The sequence below is a fragment of the Streptomyces sp. NPDC021225 genome, assembly GCF_044332865.1.
GTDB lineage: Bacteria > Actinomycetota > Actinomycetes > Streptomycetales > Streptomycetaceae > Streptomyces.
Genome location: NZ_JBIRPV010000006.1, coordinates 320279 through 337972, shown reverse-complemented (window position 1 = coordinate 337972; position 17694 = coordinate 320279). Strand labels below are relative to the sequence as shown.

The window sequence follows — 17694 nt, the reverse complement described above, 5'->3', positions numbered from 1 at the left end:
ATGGGAGTGGCGGCCCGGCGAGGGCCCACGCGGGTGCGCCTGTGCGCTCAGCCGTCCGCGCCGGGCAGCGGATAGGGGAAGGAGGGCTTGACGCCGATCTTGTCGTACTCCATGCGGGAGGGATCGAAGCCGTCCTGCCAGTTGGCGTTCTCCACCGTGTTGCACCGGTAGCTCTGGTACTTGTCGTCGGTGACCTTGCCGACCTCGACGTCGGTGAAGGAGAAGCCGCAGCCGCCCGCGTCCATGTGCACCCCTCGGGTGCCGCTGTCGGGCATGGAGCCGTCCGGTATGACATCGCCGATGACGACCTGCGAGACGCTGTTGTTGCTGGTGTGCGGCTCGGTGTTGTCCACGCCGTAGGTGTAGAAGGCGCCCATGTCACCGCTGTCCAGACCGGCCTTCTCGATGCGCAGGTACTTGAAGGTGTTGTTGCGCGCGTAGGAGTCGCCGGGCCCCACCTCGGGCATCACCTCCAGGGTGACGCCGTAGCGGGCGCTGTGCTCGAAGTAGCTGTAACTCACCTCATTGGAACCCGTGTTGAGGAGTTCGACCCCGGCCGCGTCGCCGGGCACCAGCTCTCCGTAGTGCGTGATGTAGTTGTCGGTGAACAGGTGGTGGCCGGAGATGTCGCCCTCACCCGGATACCCGCCTTCGACCTTGATGCCGTCGCCGCCGAGGTTCTCCAGCAGGCTGTCGCGCACGGTGAGGCGGTCGTTGGCGAACAGCGCGTAGACGGCGGTGAAGCCGGTGTCGGAGATCCGCATCCGCTGGAGGGTGATGCCGCTGCTGTTGGTCACGGTGACGGCGCCGAAGCGGTTGCGGTTCATCTCGATCTGGCGGTCGTACACGGGATACTTGTGGACGTCGCCGGAGTCACCGTCGCTGATCCAGCCGTAGCGGTACCAGTCGACGAAGTCGGTGTACTGGAGGGCGAGGCCGTCCAGGGAGATGTCCGCCACCCGCCGGTCGGGGGCCGCTCCCGCGATCTTGAACAGTGTCTTGACCGTGGGGCGCATGACGGTCACGTCGTCGATGTCGCCGCGGGGCTTGTAGTAGAGCTGCCCCTTGCCGTAGTCGAGGTAGTACTCCCCGGCCTGGTCGAGGAAGTCCAGGGAGTTCTGGAGAAAGTAGCGGGAGCCGCTGCGGGAGTTCATCAGCGCGTAGCGGGTCCAGTGGGACAGTGTCATCTGGTTCTTGGCGGGGTTCCAGTCCCGGATGGGCACGGTGTCGGTGAACCAGCTCCAGCTGCCGCCGGACCAGACGACCGCCTGCGCGTTGCTGAGGTCCCAGGAGGCGTCCCATTCACCGGGCTTGGAGTAGAGCCACTGGTGCACGGCCTCCTTCTCCGGCTCCTTGAGCACGGAGAACATGTACGGGGCCCAGGTGTCGTCGGACCCGCGGTTGGGGTAGCGGGCGGTGGTGGCCCGCTTCCCGTCCTCGAACAGGGTGTAGAAGCGCCGGTCGGTGCCGACGTCGGTGCGGTAGATGCCGTCCTTGTACTCGGTCCAGTCCGTGACGGGCTCGGCGCCCAGCACACGCGCCTTGCCGGGCCCGTCGTACGAGCGGTAGACGACGCGGTGGCCGCCGCTCCCGGAGTCGCGGTCGTCCAACTCGATGGTGCGGCTGACCGGGTAGTCGCCCGCGCGCAGATTGACCACGATGTCGCAGCGCATCTTCCCCGGCCGGTTGAGGCCCTTGGCGCGGATGTGGTCGCGGGCCTGCTCGATGGTCCGCCACGGGGCGTCCTTGCTGCCCTTGGCTCCATCCCGGCCGTCCGGTGCGACGAAGAGCTGCGTGGGCCGGCAGCCGGCGGCGGCCGCGTCCGCGCTGTGGCCGGGCAGCGCCGCGCCGCCGATCAGCAGCAGCGCGCCGGCCACCACCAGGGGAAGCCTGAGCTGTGGTCTTCGGATGGTGCGCAACACGGTCCTGGTCCTCCTTGTGTGGGTTTGTGTCAGGCCTGGTTCTGGTCGCGCCATCGCTCGTACTCGGCGCGGGTGGCGGCCGTCAGCGGGTAGTAGTCGGTGAGGGCTCCTCCCTCCTCGATGCGGGCGCGGCTGAAGCGCTCCCACTGCTCGTGCTCGCGCGCGGCGGCGATCACGGCGGGTGCGGTGCGCCGGGGCACCACCACGGGGCCGTCGTCGTCGGCCACCAGCAGGTCGCCGGGCAGCGCGAGCACTCCGCCGCAGGCCACCGGCGTGTCGTAGGCCCAGGGGAAGAGCTCGGCCTGGGAGGCGTAGTGGGGGGTGACGCCGGTGGCCCAGACGGGCACACCGGTCTCGAGCACCCGGGGCGCGTCACGGATACGGCCGTCGACGACGATCCCGGCGCCGCCCTTCTGCCGGAAGTAGCGCACCAGCATGTCGCCGAAGCAGCCGGTGTACGGGGAGCCGTAGGCCTGGACGACGAGGACGTCCCCGGGTTCGATGGTCTCCAGGACGGCCCACAGGGCGGTGTGCCGCTCCACGTACTCCTGGCCGAGACCGGAGGCGATGTCCTCGCGCTGCGGCATGAACTGAAGGGTGCGGATCCGGCCGGCGATCTTCAGACCGGGGGCGAGCGGCCGCGGGCCGCACACGAAGGTGCGGCGGATGCCCTGCGCGTGCAGTTTGGCGCAGGCGGTGGCGGCGGACACCTCGGCGAGCCGGGTCAGGACCTGGGGGTCCGCGGGGCCGGGGGCGTCCCCGCGCACCGGCAGATCCCACACGGGTTCGTCGTCCACGAACGGTCTCCTCACTGTCGGATCACTGTCGAGTCGCTGTCGGACCGGTCTGGTGGGCGGGCGGGTAGGCCCGGGGGGTGAGCCGCAGATCGAGCCGGACCCGGTGTCCCGGGGGCAGCTCCACCTCGAGGCGCGGCCCGCCGACCGGCAGGTCGACGGTGCTGGTGGCGGGGTCGGGGGCGGTGTACGAGCGGGGGTCGCCGGGGTAGCCGGGCGCCGCCGCGTCGACCAGCGCGCGGTCGATGCGGTGCTCGCCGAAGCCACCAGCCTGGACGACCAGCGTGCGGGCACCGGACAGGCCGGTGTGGACGAGTTCGACGCGGACCCGGTCGGCGGTGACGGTGTCCACGAGGGCCGCCACGTCGGGAGGCAGCCCGGGGCGGCCGCGCTCCAGGTCGTAATAGGCGAGGCGGGTGGGCAGCAGTCCGCCGTTGTAGAGCACCTGCGGGGTGCCGGTGGCCAGCTGGAGCAGGGCCTCGGTGAGGACCGGGTTGAGGCGCTGCCAGTGGTGGATGTGCAGCTCGGCCGGGTCGGTGGTGTCCGCGTCGATCAGCGCGATGCGGCGGGCGGCCTGGCCGAGGGCGGTGCGCAGGATCGCCGCCGGGTATCCGGGGTTGTCGCCGCTCAGGTAGGCCAGCCAGGGGGCTTCGTGGCCGCCCTCCTCCTTGTTGCGGAACGCCCGGACGGTGCGCCAGTCGTAGCCGGAGACCTCGCGGAGGCGCCGGAGGCGGTCGAGGTCCTCGTCGGCGAGCGAGGCGTGCCATAACCACAGGGGCAGGGCGATCTGGGGCGGCTGGTAGTCGAACCAGCCGCCGTCGTCGTACCGGTTGGGGACCAGGAGGGTGGGACGGTCGGCGTCCTCGCCGAGTTCGGCGAGCCAGCGGTCGGAGGTGCTCATCTCGGTGCCCGTGACCGTGCCCTCGATCCCGTGGCCGAGGACCGTATCGAGCGGGGCGCGGCCGAGGGGGAGCAGATCGGTGGCGCCGGTGAGGAGTACGGAGTTGACGGCGGCGATCACGGCGGCGTTGCCGACGCTGTAGAGGCCGTGCGGCCACGTCCAGCCGTACAGGCCGCCGTACCACCGGCCGCCGTGGTCCTCGCCCACCTTCCCCGAGGGGCCGACGTTGTCGGGCAGGAAACCGCCGTGCGCCTGTGCCCGGTGCTGCCAGGCGGTGAGGTAGTCGAGGGCCCAGTCGCGGTGGCGGTCGTCGTGGTCGTACAGCCAGGCGTTGACCGCGAGGCTGGTGGCGGCGAGGTTGACCGCGGTGTCGCCGCGGCCGAGGCGGGCGTTCATGGCCTGGCCCATGCGGCGGGCGTGGTCCGGGTCGGCCAGGTCCTCCCAGGTGTTGATGGAGTCGAGATCGCTCAGTGGCAGGCCGTAGGGGCGCATCACGGCCAGGTCCGCGCCGTAGGACGCCCACTCCTTCTGCAATCCGTAGCGGGGGCCCGCCGCGCCGTTGTGCGGGGCCCGGATGGTGTGCGTCGCCGGGTCGTAGTTGCCCGCCGGGGAGCCGGGGAGATACAGGTCGGCGAAGCGGCGGGCGCGGGCTCGGAACTCCTGGTCGGCCGGGTCGGCGGCGCAGATGCCGTAGAACAGCAGCATCGACTCGCCCAGGTGGAACCAGTCGTATCCGCGCTCGAACTCGTCCACGGCCAGGCCGAGTTCGGTGAGTTGGGCGGTGACTCCGGTCCAGTGGTGTTTGCAGGCGTCCAGCAGGTCGTCGGCGCCGCCCAGTTGGTACAGGACGGGCCAGTTGAAGAACGCCTCGTAGAAGTCGTCGCCGCCGTCGCGGTCGGCCACCGGTCCGCGGTAGCGCAGCCGGCCGTCGGGCTCGCAGTAGCGGTGGGCGAAGGCCCGCCACGCCTCGTCGAGCACATCGAACAGCCTGCGCTCCAGCACGGCCCACTCCGGCGGTGCGCCGAGCGGGACGGTGGCGGTCACCCGGATGGTGTGCGTCATGGGTCAGCCCCTTGTCGCCCCGGCCGTGAGGCCGCTGATGATGTGCCGCTGCATGAACACGAAGAAGACCAGCAGGGGTGCGATGGCCAGCAGGAGGGTGGGAAAGACGACGGTGTAGTCGGTCTGGTACTGGCTGACCGCCGCGTACACGCCGGTGGTGACCGTGTACAGGCCACTGCCCGGGCCGAGGATGATCTGCGGGTTCACGAAGTCGTTCCACACCGAGAAGGTGTTGAGGATGACCATGGTGGCGACCACGGGCCGCATCAGCGGGAAGACGATCCGCCAGAAGGTGCGGATGCGCCCGGCGCCGTCGACAGCCGCCGCCTGGTCGAGTTCGCGGGGGATGGTGGCGATGTACCCGGCGTACAGGAACACCGAGAACGGCAGCGTCAGGACCGTCTCGAAGAGGACGAAGCCGCGGAGGGTGCCCATCAGGCCGAGGGTCTTGAGGACGTAGACGACGGGGATCACCAGCACCTGTCCGGGGATGAACGTCCCGGACAGGAAGAACAGCATCAGCGCCCGGTAGCGGCGGCGCGGGCTGCGGGCGATGACGTAGGCGGCCGGCCCGGCCAGCACGAGGGACAGGACGTTGACGCAGGCGACGAACAGCAGGGTCACCGCGTAGCCCCGCACCATGTCGAACCGCTCGCTGTCCAGGGCCCGCCCGAGGTACTGGAGGGAGCCGCCGCCGTCCGGCAGGCCGAACGGATCGGTCAGGATCTGCTGCTGGGACTTGAAGGCGTTGACGACCAGGACGTACAGCGGCACCAGCATCAGCAGGCTGACGGCGCCGAGGAACACCAGTCTGGGCGCGCTGCTCGGTCTCCACCTTCGGGCGGGGGTCGTTTCACGACGAGGGCTCATGAGTACACCGCCATCTCCGACCGCCGCCGCAGCCGGGTCACGAGGAGGGCGAGCGTGGCCGTGACGGCCATGAGGACCACGGACTGCGCGGAGCCGAGTCCGAGGCGGCCGTCGTGGAAGGAGTTCCAGAGGATGAGGTAGGCGATCGTGCGGGTCTGCCCGGCCGGTCCGCCCGCGGTCAGCGACACCACCAGGTCGTAGGTCTTGAGCAGAGTCACCAGGGACAGAACGATGTTCACGGTCACCGACGGCCCGAGCGCGGGCAGCGTGACATGCCGGAACACCTGCCATTTCGTCGCGCCGTCGATGCGGGCCGCCTCGGTGAGGGAGCGGGGCACCGCCTGGAGCCCGGCGAGGTACAGGACCACGTTCACACCGAACGCCGACCACACCACCAGGCACACCAGGGTGGCCAGCGCCCAGTCGGGGTCGGCGAGAAACGGCAGCACCTCGCCTCCGCGCGAGGTGATCAGGGAGTTGACGGCTCCCGTGGTGCCGAGGATGGCGCTCCACAGAAACCCGATGACCAGCGCGCTGAGGACATGGGGGTAGAAGAGGACCATCCGGAAGAAGGCGTTGACGCGCGAGGAGCCGTTCAGCAGCAGCGCGAAGCCGAGGCCGAGCACATTCAGGCCCACGGTGCCGAGCCCGGCCAGCAGCAGGGTGACGGTGATCGAGTGGCGCAGGTCCGGATCGTCCAGCAGGGCGATGTAGTTGGCGGTGCCGACGACCGAGGGGTTGGCGCTGAAGCCGTCCCAGTCGGTGAGGCTGAGATAGCCGGCCAGCGCCACCGGTACGGCGAGCAGCCCGGTGTAGAGCACGGTGGCGGGGAGGACCATGATCGCGGTGGCCAGCCCGCCCCCTCGTACGCCGGGCCGCCGGCCACGGCCCGGGGGGCGGGCGTGCCGGCCCGGGGTGGCGGTGCGCCGGCGCGGCCCGCCGGTCTCCCGATCGAAGCGCATGGTGTCCCTTCCTGTGCGCTCGCGGCGATGGTGTGGCTCAGGAGGAGGGTTGCCCGGCCCCTGGCGGGCCGAGCCTGAAGAAGGTGCTGTTCAGGACCGGTCGCGGACCCAGCGGTCGACGGCCTTCGCCGCATCGTCGGGCGAGCGCCTGGTGTACAGGCTCTGCACGGCGGTGTTCCAGGCGGCGTTGAAGCCCCGGGGCAGGGTGTCCTCGCCGTAGCCCTCGCCCTGTGCGACGCTCGCGGGGGCCTCGTCGAGGATCTTCTGCACCTCGCGCTCCAGCGTGCTGAAGGTCCGCTCGGAGCCACGGCGGAAGTTGCCGTCCTGTCGCAGCTGGGTGTCGACGGCCTTCTTGTCGGTGACCAGCCACTTGACGAGTTCGAGGGCGAGTTTCCGCTGCCCGCTGTCCTTGAGGATCATGTACGGCATGGACATCGTGGTCCCCTGCGGGCCGGGGTGGCGCTGCCCCTTCTCCACCGGGGCGGGGAACACGCCCACCTCGAAGTCCTTGTCGGCCTCGGCCTCCGCCGCGGTGAACCAGCTGCCCATGACGTACATCGCGGACCTGCCGGCGAGGAAGTCCGTCTCCGCGTCGGCGTACTTGAGCCCCAGCGCGTTCTTGTCGAGGTATCCGCGGTCCAGCCAGGTCTTGTAGAGCCGCAGATACGGGAGCATGACCTGCCCCACCGTGAGCTTCTCGTCGCGCACCTGTCCGTACCAGCCGGGGCGGCTCTGGGCGAGGGAGGGGTTGGAGAGCTGGAGCAACTGGAGCCCGGTGACGAAGTCGCCCGCGGTCCGCAGCGGCAGGCGGCCCGCCTTCTTCAGCTTGCCCATGGCCGCGGTCAGCTCGTCGAGTGTGCTGGGCGGCCGGGTGATCCCGGCCTCGGCGAAGGCTTCCTTGTTGTAGAAGACGAGCGACTGTGCCTGCTCACCCACTCCGACGGTGTAGGCCTTCCCGTCCAGCATGGCCTCCTTGGCCAGCGGGGTGTCCGCGACCCAGGTCTGGTCGGTGAGGTCCAGCATCTTGGGCGCCAGCGTCTCGTCGGCGACCAGTGTTTCCACGATGTCGGGGGCGTCACCGGCGGCCAGCTGCTGCTGGAGGGTGTCGGCCACTCCGGTGCCGGTCGGCGCCTCGATCTTGACGTTCACCCCGTCGTGAGCCTTCTCGAAGGGCTCGACGAGGTCGTTCCAGAACTCCTGGGTGAGGTTGGGCGTGATGTTGACCAGGACCCGGAGGGTCTTGTCCCGTCCGCCGCCACCGGAGCCGCCGTCGGAGAAACCACCACCTCCGCAGGCCGTGAGCCCCAGGGCCAGCAACACCATCGCGGCGCCCGTCTTCCGTCGTGTCCGTCGTCGGCGCATCGGTCCTCCAGGAGGGCTCAGGCTCAGCGGCTCTTCGGGGCTCCAGGCTTTTATTGGGTCAGTTATCGAGCAACGATTACTTCATAAGTGCGTTGTGACAGGATGGTCAAGTCGGTGCGCACAGCCAAAAATTGATGGCCTAAATGTTGCAGGTACATGTCATGACCCATAAGTCCCTGCCGCACGAGAAGGGGAGGACGGCTCATGGTCGCGCCTGAGGAGTCCAAGGCGCCGCAGGCGCCCCGGCTGAGCGCGGCGGACCGTGACACCCTGCTCCAGTGGTCGGCGCGGGGCTCCGGCGCGATGCGCCTCCGCAGCCGCATCGTGCTCGCCTGTGCCGAGGGACACTCCACCCGTCAGGTCGCGCAGCGGCTGGGCGTCAGCCCGGCCACGGTGGCCAAGTGGCGGCAGCGTTTCCTGGAGCGGGGCCCGGCAGGGCTGTCCGACGCCCGCCGCTCCGGGCGCCCGCGCAACCCGGGGCGCCAGGACGCGGAGCGCCGCGTCGCGGCCGTGCTGGACCTGGCGCGCGAGGGCGAGCCCGTGCCGTCGACCCGGGCCCTGTCCGAGGAACTCGGCCTGTCCCAGTCAACGGTCGCCCGCATCCGGCAGGAGCAGACCCGCCGGCATCCGGAGCCACCACGTACCGAGGCGCCACATGCGGAGGCGTCACCTGCGGAGGCTGGGCAGCCCGCGTACACGGCCCGCGTTGCGCGGCCGGCCCCCGACGCCCCGCTCCCCCGCCAGCTGCTGTCCGACCACGTCTACGCGCGGCTGCGCGACTGGATCGTCTCCGGCGAGCTCGTACCGGGCCAGCGCCTGGTCGAGTCGGAGATCGCCCGCCGGATGGGCACCAGCCAGGCTCCGGCCCGCGAGGCCATCAAACGGCTGGCCCACGAAGGGCTGGTGAACTCCCAGCCGCGCCAGGGCACTTATGTGACCCAGGTGTCCGACCGGCAGGCGCGGGATGTGCGCGAGATCCGCGTCATGTTCGAGATGTACGCGGCCCGGAGGGCGACCGGCCGCCTCGACGCCGAGTGTCTGCGGCGCCTGTCCGAGGACATCGACGCCATGCGCCGCGCGGCCGACGACGGGGACATCGGTGACTTCCGGGACGCCGACATGTCGTTTCACCGCACGGTGTGCGCGGCGGGCGGCAACGCGGCGCTGGTGCGGCTGTGGCGGATCATCGAGCCGAGCATGTGGGGGCTGCATGTGCTGGGCAACCCCCGCTACCGGGGGGACTGGCGGGCGATGGCCGAGCTCCACGCGGAGCTGCTCGCCGCGCTGCGCGACGGCGATCCGGACGAGACCGCGGCCCTGTTCGCCGCCCACGCGGCGGGCGAGGCCTCCCGTTACCGCCGCGGCCACCTCCCCTCGTGAGCGGCCCGGGCTCCTCGCGACCGGTCAGGGCTCCCGGGCGCAGTTGACGTCGAGATCCCAGAGAATGACGGAGAGGGCGAAGGGGCTGATGGTGTGGTCACCGTGGGTGGCGTCCTCCAGCAGCTCCCAGTGGCCGCCGCCGATGACCTGGACGCGCTGGCGCACCACGGGTTCGTACGCGCGGTGTCCGACACCGTTGAAGCAACATGAGTCGAACCGGTTGAGGATCTGCATCTGGCGGCGGTGCTCACCGATCGACGCCAGGGCGTACAGGTCCGGGAAGTCACAGATCCCGTAGAAGATGGGATGCCGGTCCCGCCGCTGCTCCCAGTCGCCCGTGGTCGGCCTCGGGCTGGGCGGCGCCGAGCGCAGGAAGAACGGCAGGGACCCGGCCGTCGGATAGCTCCGGGTGATCCGTGGGTCGAGCGCCGGGTACACGGTGGTCGCCCAGCCTCCTCCGGAAAACCCGATCATCTGGAGCGACGGCGGCTCGTACACCCGCCGCACATGGTTCACGGCCACCGCGAGCGGCTCCAGGAAGAAGCGCAGGGTGGAGAAGTCCCCGCTCTCCCAGGGCCCCAGATCGTTGTGCGACTCCACGACGACCGGTGTGCCGGGGTCGGCGGGATCCCTCAGCTCCTTGGGGTTCCAGTGGTAGAGCGGCATGGCGAACAGCAGAACACCGTACCCGGCGTCCAGCAGCGCCTGGGCGGTGCGCCGCATGGTGTCGGGCAACTCACCGTGGCCGTTGTGGTAGAGCGCGAAGCGGCCGTGTGCCGTACGGCGCGGCAGCAGCAGGAACACGACGGAGGACAGTCCGTACGGCAGACGTACGGTGAGCCGGTCGATCCGGCGGACGCCGGTGAACTCCGGCAGCTCCGGGGCCGTGACCCGGCGCTCCACCTCGGGCAGCGCGTCGGGCAGCCGCCCGTCGGCGGACTTCCACACCTCGGCGACGAGGGCGGTCCGCAGGCGCGCGATGTCCTCCGGCGTGTGCACCGTCATCAGCGCCTCGGTGTCGACGCCGACGGCGTCCTGCGGCAGCGACTTGTACGCCAGGCTGTGGGCGGCCGCCACCTCCTGGTTGACGGGCGCCACCGGGCGCGGCCGGTCCCGGCCTCCGCGTGGCGCGTCTCCCGCGTCCCCCGCGTCCCCCGCGTCCGCCGCGTCCGCCGCGTCGGCCGCGAACGCCGCACTCGGGGTGCCGAACGCGGCCAGCGAGCCGGCTGCCCCCAGGACACCTCCCAGGACATTCCTCCGGCGCATGGGCAACATGCCGGTCCCTCACCTTCCCTCTCGTCGATCGCTCGCGCCACGCGGGTCCCAGCCGTCCAGCAGCGCAGCAGGATCCCGCCACCGTTCGGCCTCCGCCGCGGTGAGCTGACGGGAGCAGGCCAGCCGCCCGGCGGTGTCGACGGGCCGGCCCGCCAGGTCCTCGCTGCCGTACTCCTGGAACCTCAGCTTCTGGCCCGACGAGCAGTCGAACCCGGTCAGCCCCCAGCCCACGGGCGCCACATGGGAGTCCATCCGGGTGTCGATGAACACCGCCTGGCTGGCGGGAAAGCGGCTGTCGATGCGGCTCAGCAGCACACTCCCGTCGGGCACCCCGGCGGCGCGGGTCAGCCGGGTGTTCACGAACACGTTGCCGGGGCCGTCCTCGCCGTTGCGGACCTGGCTGAGGTAGCCCAGGTCCAGCGCCTTGAGCTCGGAGTCCTGGATGAAGACCCCTCCGGTCCCCCAGACGAAGTCGACATCGCCCTCGACATAGCTGTCGGTCACGAAGGCCCGCCCCTGGAGGCGCAGACTGTCCTGGTAGCTGAGGACACGGACCCGGTCGAGCACGATCCGGTCGCCGTTGCCCCGGAACGCCTCGGCCTGGGAGCCGCCCTCCGGGGTGAGGTTGTGGACGGTGGCGTCCTGGAGCCGGAAGTCGTCCGCGTCCACTCCGAAGGCCGCGCGCCAGCAGTTGTGGCGGTCGGGATGCGGAAGCACCCGGCGCGGGCAGTAGCTCTGCTCGGGCGGCACATCGGCCATCGCCGCGTCGCCGTTGAGGACGCTGTTGTTCGGGTAGCCGATGACGGTGCGGCGCGCCCCCGCCCCGCGCACGGTCAGATGTGGCCGGGACTGGGCGACGTACACGATCTCCCGGTAGAACCCCGGGGCCACGTCGATCCGCACCGGGCGGGTGTTGCCCTCCGGGACGAAGTCGACCGCGCCCTGCACCGTGCAGAAGTCCCCGCCGCCCCGCCCGTTCACGGTCAGCCGGGAGGTGCCGGGCGCCGGGTCGCGCCGGGTGCGGAAGCGCCAGGTGCCGGGGGACTCGATGCCCGGGTGGCCCTCGAAGAAGCCGGGATCCACCGTCACGTAGTACTCCTGGCCGGGGGCCAGTCGCCGGTGCGGGTGGACGGTGGCCGTACGGCCGTCCACCATCACCGGTTCATAGGTCCAGCGGTGCACCTCGCCGTAGTCGGACCGCGCGCCGCCGATGGAGCGCTGGTACGTCGCCGGATCGGCGAGATCGACGACATCGGCGAGGACACCGTCCGCCCGGTATACGCTCAGCCGTCCTTCGGTGCCCAGCCGTACGGCGGTCCCGAAGGTGAACCGGAGCGAGGTGTCCGAGCACACGGCTCGGCCCAGCCCCCGCGGTTCCAGCGCGACCGCGGGGCGCCCGTCCGCCGGGGCGCGAGCACCGGCGGACGGGACGGCGACGGACGGGGCGGCGGCCAGTGACAGCAGCACGGCCACGAGCGCCGCAAGGCGTTTCCGCCGGCGGAGCGACCGGAAACGGACCCGGGATACGAACCGACGGAACGCTCTCATGGACCCTGCCCCCTCCGGCATACCTGTGGCATACCAGGCATGGAAGCACACCACCCACGCGCTGAAAACCCCGGAGACAGAGGGAAGTTGTCTGCGGCTGACGTTACGACGATCGATCAGCCGACGGGCCGACCCCGACGTTCGGCCCGGCCTCGATGCCCAGCCGCAGCTCCGCGATGTCCACCGCCCGCCGCTCCGCGAGCGAGACATTGCCCGCGATGCCCACCGCGACGGACCGCAGCCCGTCGGCGTACCCCGCCTGATGACGGAGCGGATCCGCACCGTCCGGGCCGACGAAGATCTCCCGGAGCATCCGGATGTCACCGCCGCCGTGGGCCCCCTCGCCTCGCGGAATCGTCACCTCGCGGGCGTCCTCCCAGTGGCGCTGCACCACCAGCCGCTCACCGGGCGGGCGCACCGCGACGGCGCCCCCGCCACGCTCGTCGACCGCGCTGGGGTCCACCGCGCCCGACACCGGGCGGACCGCGCCCCGCTCGACGACGGACAGCTCGGCCCTGCCCTCCGTGCCGTTGACGCAGACGCGGTAGCCCTCCCACGGAGCGTGGGCGTTGAGGGAGTAGGAGAGGGTGGGGCCACCCGCGTAGTGGACGACGGCGCACAGATTGTCCTCGATGGAGATGCCCTCGTCGAAGACGTCGCGGTCGCGCAGATAGCCGTCGCGGTGCTCCTGGTCGAGGTACAGCGACTTCAGCGCCGGGTCGCCGCGCAGGTCCAGGCACCAGGGATCGCCTGCGGCCGCCTCGGCGCTGCCGCGCGCGGGCCGGGGGCCGAGGCCCCGGTCACGGGCGTTGTCGGCGCCGTAGAAGAACAGCCCGCCGCCGGCGTACACCCGGACCGGGGTGTCGCCGAGCCACCAGTTGACGAGGTCGAAGTGGTGGGAGGCCTTGTGTACCAGCAGCCCTCCGGAGCGGTCCTTCTCGCGGTGCCAGCGCCGGAAGTAGTCGGCGCCGTGCCGGGTGTCGAGCACCCACTCGAAGTGGGCCGAGGTGGGCGTGCCGATGGCGCCCGAGTGCACCAGCCGCTTGAGCGCGCTGTTACGGGGCGAGTAGCGGTAGTTGTGGGTCACGGTCACGCGGCGGCCGGTGCGCTCGGCGGCGCGCGCGATGGCCCGGGCCCCGTCCGCGTCGATGGCCAGCGGCTTTTCGACGATGACGTCGGCGCCTGCCTCCAGAGCGCCGACCACGATGTCGGCGTGGGTGTGATCGGGCGAGGTGACCACGATGCGCTCCACGCCCTCCTCGCCGATCAGCCGGGCCAGGTCGTCGGGGTGGTACCGGGCCGGGTCACCGCCCCCGGCGGCGGCGACGCGGTCCCCGTAGTGCCGCATCCGCCCTTCGTTGGTGTCGCAGAGCGCGACAAGCTCGGCGACGTCCCGGTGCGGGCCGGTGATGGCGTCGGTGTAGAGGCGGGCCCGCATCCCCGTGCCGACCAGGCCGTATCGTCGCTTCTTCATCCTGCCTCCCTCAGTTGCCCTGCCTGTGTGGTCCGTGCTGTGTCCGTGGGGTACGGGCTGCCCCCGATCAGTACCTCGCGTACGGTGACACCGGTCGCGTTCTCCATCACCGGATCCTTCGCGGCCCGCGCGAAGGACAGCTTCTCCAGGCGCACCGTCTCCACCGGGGCCGCGGGGACGGCGCGGATCCGGAAGGGGATTTCGCAGGGGCCGCCGACGGACCAGTTGCGCGCCGTCAGCCGCGACACCTCCGGGTAACGATCGCCGCCGGTTCCCCCCATGTACTGGAAGGTGACCTCGAAGGGCACATAGGTCCACGCGGGGCAGGCCACATCGGCGATGTGCACGTCTCTGATGTAGCCGCCGCGCGTCGAGGTCGATTTGACGGAGAGGATCCAGGCGACACTGGCCTCGTCGAGCGAGCTGTCGTACGGGATCCACAGCCGGCGGGCGACCACGTTCTCCACTCCCCCGCTCATCTCGCTGCCGACGGCCACCGCACCACCGCCGCCGAGATAGCGGCAGTCCTCGATCAGGACGTTCCTCGACGGGACACCGACGCGCCAACCGTCCTGGTCCCGGCCGGATTTGATGGCCACGCAGTCGTCGTGGGTGGCGAAGGTGACCCGCCTGATGACCACGTTCTCGCAGGAGTCGGGGTCGCAGCCGTCGCCGTTGGGCCCCACGCTCTCCACGACGACGTCCCGCACGGTCACCTCGCGGCACAGCACGGGGTGGATGTTCCACATCGGCGAGCGGCGCAGCGTGACGCCTTCGATGAGGACGTTCCGGCAGGAGCGTGGCTGGATGAAGCTGGGCCGGAGGTAGTGGCCGGCGCCGAAGACCCGCTCCTCGACCGGGACTCCTTCCACGCCCATGCGCTCCAGGGCCGCCCAGTCCGCCCGCTGGTTGGGCATCCCCGGCTGCCATCCGTACTGCCCGGAGCCCACCCAGAACCACCAGTGCCCGTTGTCGCCCTGTGCGTCGAGGACGCCCCGGCCCGTCACCGCGATGTCATGCTGCCCGTCGGCGTAGATCAGGGGCGAGTAGTTGAAGAGTTCGACGCCCTGCCATCGGGTGCGGACCACGGGCAGATAGGCGGCCGGGTCGGTGCTGAAGAGCAGGGTCGCGCCCCGGGCGACATGCAGGTCGACGCCGCTGAGCAGATGGATGGCCCCGGTGGCCCACCGCCCCTCGGGCACCAGGACATGGCCGCCGCCGGCCGCATGGCAGTCCTTGATCGCCCGGTCGATGGCCCCGGTGCAGTCGGTCACCCCGTCGCCGACGGCTCCGTGTGCGGTGATCGGAAACCATGCGTCGGGGAAGGTCGGTACGGTGACGCTCTCGCTGATCCTCCTTGCGCGCTCGGCCGCCTCCCGGTCGCCCGGGGCGGGTTGCCGGTCGGGCGCGCCCTGTCCCTCCGTACGGTCGGCGGCCTGGCTCGGTGTACTGCTCAGCAGTGGTATCCCGCAGGTCAGCAGGGCTCCGAGCCCGAGCAGTCGACGTCTGGCCAGGTCTTCCATGGTGACCTCCCAGGTTTTCGGCAACGCTCAGGTGGTGGCGGGCCGGATGTCGTAGGTGGCGCCGCGGCGGGTGGCGAAGACGATGACGCCCTCCTCGGGACGGTCGACGCGCACCGCCCTTCCCCCTGAGGTGACGGTCACGGACGAGGGTGTGCGCAGCCGGAGTTCATGGCCGCCGGTGGACCGGATTTCGGCTTGGTGCAGGGCCTGATCGCGCCATGCGAGGTCGACCGTGAACCCGCCACGGGCCAGCAGCCCCCGCACCTCGCCGTCGGGCCAGGCCGCGGGAAGGGCGGGCAGCAGCGCGACCTCTCCGGAGTGGCTCTGGAGCAGCATCTCGGTGATGCCCGAGGTCCCGCCGAAGTTGCCGTCGATCTGGAACGGCGGGTGCAGATCGAACATGTTGGGCGCGGTACGGGCCGGGACCAGCAGGTTGGTCAGCCGCTTGTACGCCTCGGGGGCGTCGAGCAGCCGCGCCCAGAAGTTGATCTTCCAGGCGAGGGACCAGCCCGCACCGGCCTCACCGCGCAGTTCGAGCGTGCGCCGGGCCGCCGCGGCGAGCTGCGGACTGGTCCGCGGATTGATCTCCTCACCGGGGAAGAGACCCCACAGATGCGAGATGTGCCGGCTGCGCGAGAGGGCGGCGTCCCCCTCGTAGTCCTCCAGCCACTCCTGGATCTGGCCGAGGTAGCCGACTTGGGTCGGGGCGAGCCGCCCGCGGGCGGCGACGGCGGCGCGGCGCGTCTTCGGGTCCTCGCCCAGCACCTGGGACGCGCCCTCGAACGCGGTGAAGAGCTGCCGCAGGATCTGCATGTCCATGGTCGGCCCGGCGCACATGCTGACGTTCTCGCCGTCGACCTCGTGGTGGCCCACCTCGGGCGAGTGCGAGGGGTTGGTCACCAGATATCCGGTCCCGGGGTCTTCCTGGAGCGTGTCGAGGAAGAACTCGACGGCACCTCTCATCAGCGGGTAGTGCCGTCGCAGCGCGTGTCTGTCGCCGGTGTAGAGGTAGCGCTCCCAGATGATGCCCGCCAGCCAGGCGCCACCCGTGGGCCACACACCGTAGAAGGCGAAGTCGACCGGCGCGGTGCCGCGCCAGCCGTCGGTGTTGTGGTGCGCCACCCACCCTCCGGCGCCGTACATCTCGCGTGCCGTGCGCGCCCCGGTCTCGGACAGGTCCTGGATCAGGTCGAAGAGCGGATCCCAGCACTCCACGAGGTTGGTCGGCCCGGCGGGCCAGTAGTTCATCTCGCAGTTGATGTTGAGCGTGTACTTGGACTCCCAGGCCGGAGTGAGGCCGTCGTTCCAGATGCCCTGGAGATTCGCGGCGTGCCCCGGGGTTCGCGAGCTGGAGATCAGCAGATAGCGGCCGTACTGGAAGTACAGGGCGGCCAGCTGCGGATCGGTGTCCAGCTGCCGCCGGGCGATGCGTTCGTCGGTCGGCAGCGACGCGGCCTCGGATGTGCCGAGGTCGAGGTCGACCCGGCGGAAGAGCGCCCCGTAGTCCTTGGTGTGCGCCTCGCGCAGCACGCGGTACGGCCGGGCCGAGGCGTGCTGGAGATGGCGTCCGGCGGCGGTGCCGGGGTCGCCGTCCACGTCGTGGTAGCGGCGGTAACTCGTGCCCATGGAGATCAGGAGGGTGACGGCGTCGGCGCTGTCGACGATCAGCCGGCCCCCGTCGGTACGCACCGTTCCGCCGTCGGCCTCGGCCCGGGCCAGGGCCTGGAAGCGCACCTCGCCCGGACGTCCCTGCCAGGCGGTGCTGATGCCGTCGAGCCGGATCGTGGCGCCGCCCGCAGATCCCGTGGTGCTGTCCTGCGGGCTGGAGAACTCCGCCTCGAACGAGACCGAGCCGCGCCGGTCGGCGCTCAGTCGCACCACGATGACCTGGTCGGGCAGGCCGGCGAACACCTCACGGGTGTGCCGCACCCCGTCGCTGACGTAGGTCACCGAGGTGATCGCCGTGGTGAGGTCCAGCTCCCGGCGGTAGTCCGTGTACTCCCCCGCGCCCGGAAACTCCAGCCGCAGGTCGCCCACCGGCTGATAGGGCGCCTGCTCGCTCGGGACGCCCATGAACGAGGAGTCCGCCAGCCGCTGCGCCGCGCCCCACTCGTCGGCGAAGACCAGCCGTCTGATCTCCGGCAGGGCCTCCAGCGCGCCCGGCGGGTCGTAGTCGTGCGGGCCGCCGCCCCACACGCTGTCCTCGTTCAGCTGGAGGCGCTCGACGGCGACACCGCCGAACACCATGGCGCCCAGTCGGCCGCAGCCCACCGGCAGCGCCTCCAGCCACTCCTGGGCCGGTCCGCGGTACCACAGCCGCCATGGCTCCGGCCGCGCCCGGTCACGCCGGTCGGCGGCGGCCGCCTCGCCGGGGGCCACCGTCCCGGCGGCCACCGCGCCGACGGCGACACCGGCGCCGGTCCGCAGAACACCGCGGCGGGTGTAGTCGTTCGTCTGTCGTGAGTTCGTCTGCGGTGAGTTCGCCTGTTGTGCGTTCGCCTGTTGTGCGTTCGTCTGCCGTGCGAAGGACATGAGTTGCACTCCCTGGGGGTGATGGGACACCTGGGGTACAGCACCCAGGCGCGGCGCAACCCGCCATCGTTCACCCGGGCGCCTGACGC

The 17694-nt window shown here is 71.1% G+C and carries 12 protein-coding genes; 1 reads left to right on the top strand and 11 read right to left on the bottom strand.

The window, feature by feature from the left end; genetic code table 11:
- Positions 1-47: 47 nt before the first annotated feature.
- The 6 genes from ACH4S9_RS27425 to ACH4S9_RS27400 form a co-directional block, all read right to left on the bottom strand.
- Positions 48-1922, bottom strand: a complete 1875-nt coding sequence (locus tag ACH4S9_RS27425; RefSeq protein ID WP_398374213.1) for a right-handed parallel beta-helix repeat-containing protein — start codon at positions 1920-1922, stop codon at positions 48-50.
- 29 nt (positions 1923-1951) lie between these two features.
- Positions 1952-2719, bottom strand: coding sequence for a ribonuclease activity regulator RraA (locus ACH4S9_RS27420; protein ID WP_398374211.1), 768 nt, complete (start codon positions 2717-2719; stop codon positions 1952-1954).
- A 22-nt stretch (positions 2720-2741) separates the two neighbouring features.
- Positions 2742-4679, bottom strand: coding sequence for a hypothetical protein (locus ACH4S9_RS27415; RefSeq protein ID WP_398374210.1), 1938 nt, complete (start codon positions 4677-4679; stop codon positions 2742-2744).
- A 3-nt stretch (positions 4680-4682) separates the two neighbouring features.
- Positions 4683-5486, bottom strand: coding sequence for a carbohydrate ABC transporter permease (locus tag ACH4S9_RS27410; RefSeq protein ID WP_398374208.1), 804 nt, complete (start codon positions 5484-5486; stop codon positions 4683-4685).
- A gap of 59 nt (positions 5487-5545) precedes the next feature.
- The gene (locus tag ACH4S9_RS27405) at positions 5546-6511 is read right to left on the bottom strand and encodes a sugar ABC transporter permease (RefSeq protein WP_311722107.1); all 966 of its coding nucleotides are present in this window, start codon (positions 6509-6511) and stop codon (positions 5546-5548) included.
- Between the two features lie 90 nt (positions 6512-6601).
- A complete protein-coding gene (locus ACH4S9_RS27400; protein WP_398374205.1) occupies positions 6602-7873 on the bottom strand; it encodes an ABC transporter substrate-binding protein in 1272 nt (423 codons plus the stop codon).
- Positions 7874-8077: 204 nt separating this feature from the next.
- Between ACH4S9_RS27400 and ACH4S9_RS27395 the strand changes: the two genes are divergently transcribed.
- Positions 8078-9253, top strand: a complete 1176-nt coding sequence (locus tag ACH4S9_RS27395; protein WP_398374203.1) for a GntR family transcriptional regulator — start codon at positions 8078-8080, stop codon at positions 9251-9253.
- 24 nt (positions 9254-9277) lie between these two features.
- On the opposite strand, the gene ACH4S9_RS27390 is transcribed toward ACH4S9_RS27395, so the two are convergent.
- From ACH4S9_RS27390 to ACH4S9_RS27370, 5 genes are all read right to left on the bottom strand, one after another.
- Positions 9278-10528, bottom strand: a complete 1251-nt coding sequence (locus ACH4S9_RS27390; RefSeq protein ID WP_398374201.1) for a hypothetical protein — start codon at positions 10526-10528, stop codon at positions 9278-9280.
- Between the two features lie 9 nt (positions 10529-10537).
- Positions 10538-12076 carry a pectinesterase family protein gene (locus ACH4S9_RS27385; protein WP_398374200.1) on the bottom strand — a complete coding sequence of 513 codons (1539 nt, stop codon included), beginning with the start codon at positions 12074-12076 and terminating at the stop codon, positions 10538-10540.
- Positions 12077-12179: 103 nt separating this feature from the next.
- Positions 12180-13550, bottom strand: a complete 1371-nt coding sequence (locus ACH4S9_RS27380; RefSeq protein WP_398374198.1) for a Gfo/Idh/MocA family protein — start codon at positions 13548-13550, stop codon at positions 12180-12182.
- On the bottom strand, positions 13547-15073 hold the full coding sequence (locus tag ACH4S9_RS27375; RefSeq protein WP_398374196.1) for a glycoside hydrolase family 28 protein: 1527 nt from the start codon (positions 15071-15073) through the stop codon (positions 13547-13549). Before ACH4S9_RS27375 ends, ACH4S9_RS27380 begins: the two co-directional genes overlap by 4 nt.
- A gap of 27 nt (positions 15074-15100) precedes the next feature.
- A complete protein-coding gene (locus ACH4S9_RS27370) occupies positions 15101-17605 on the bottom strand; it encodes a glycosyl hydrolase family 95 catalytic domain-containing protein (RefSeq protein WP_398374194.1) in 2505 nt (834 codons plus the stop codon).
- Positions 17606-17694: the final 89 nt, after the last annotated feature.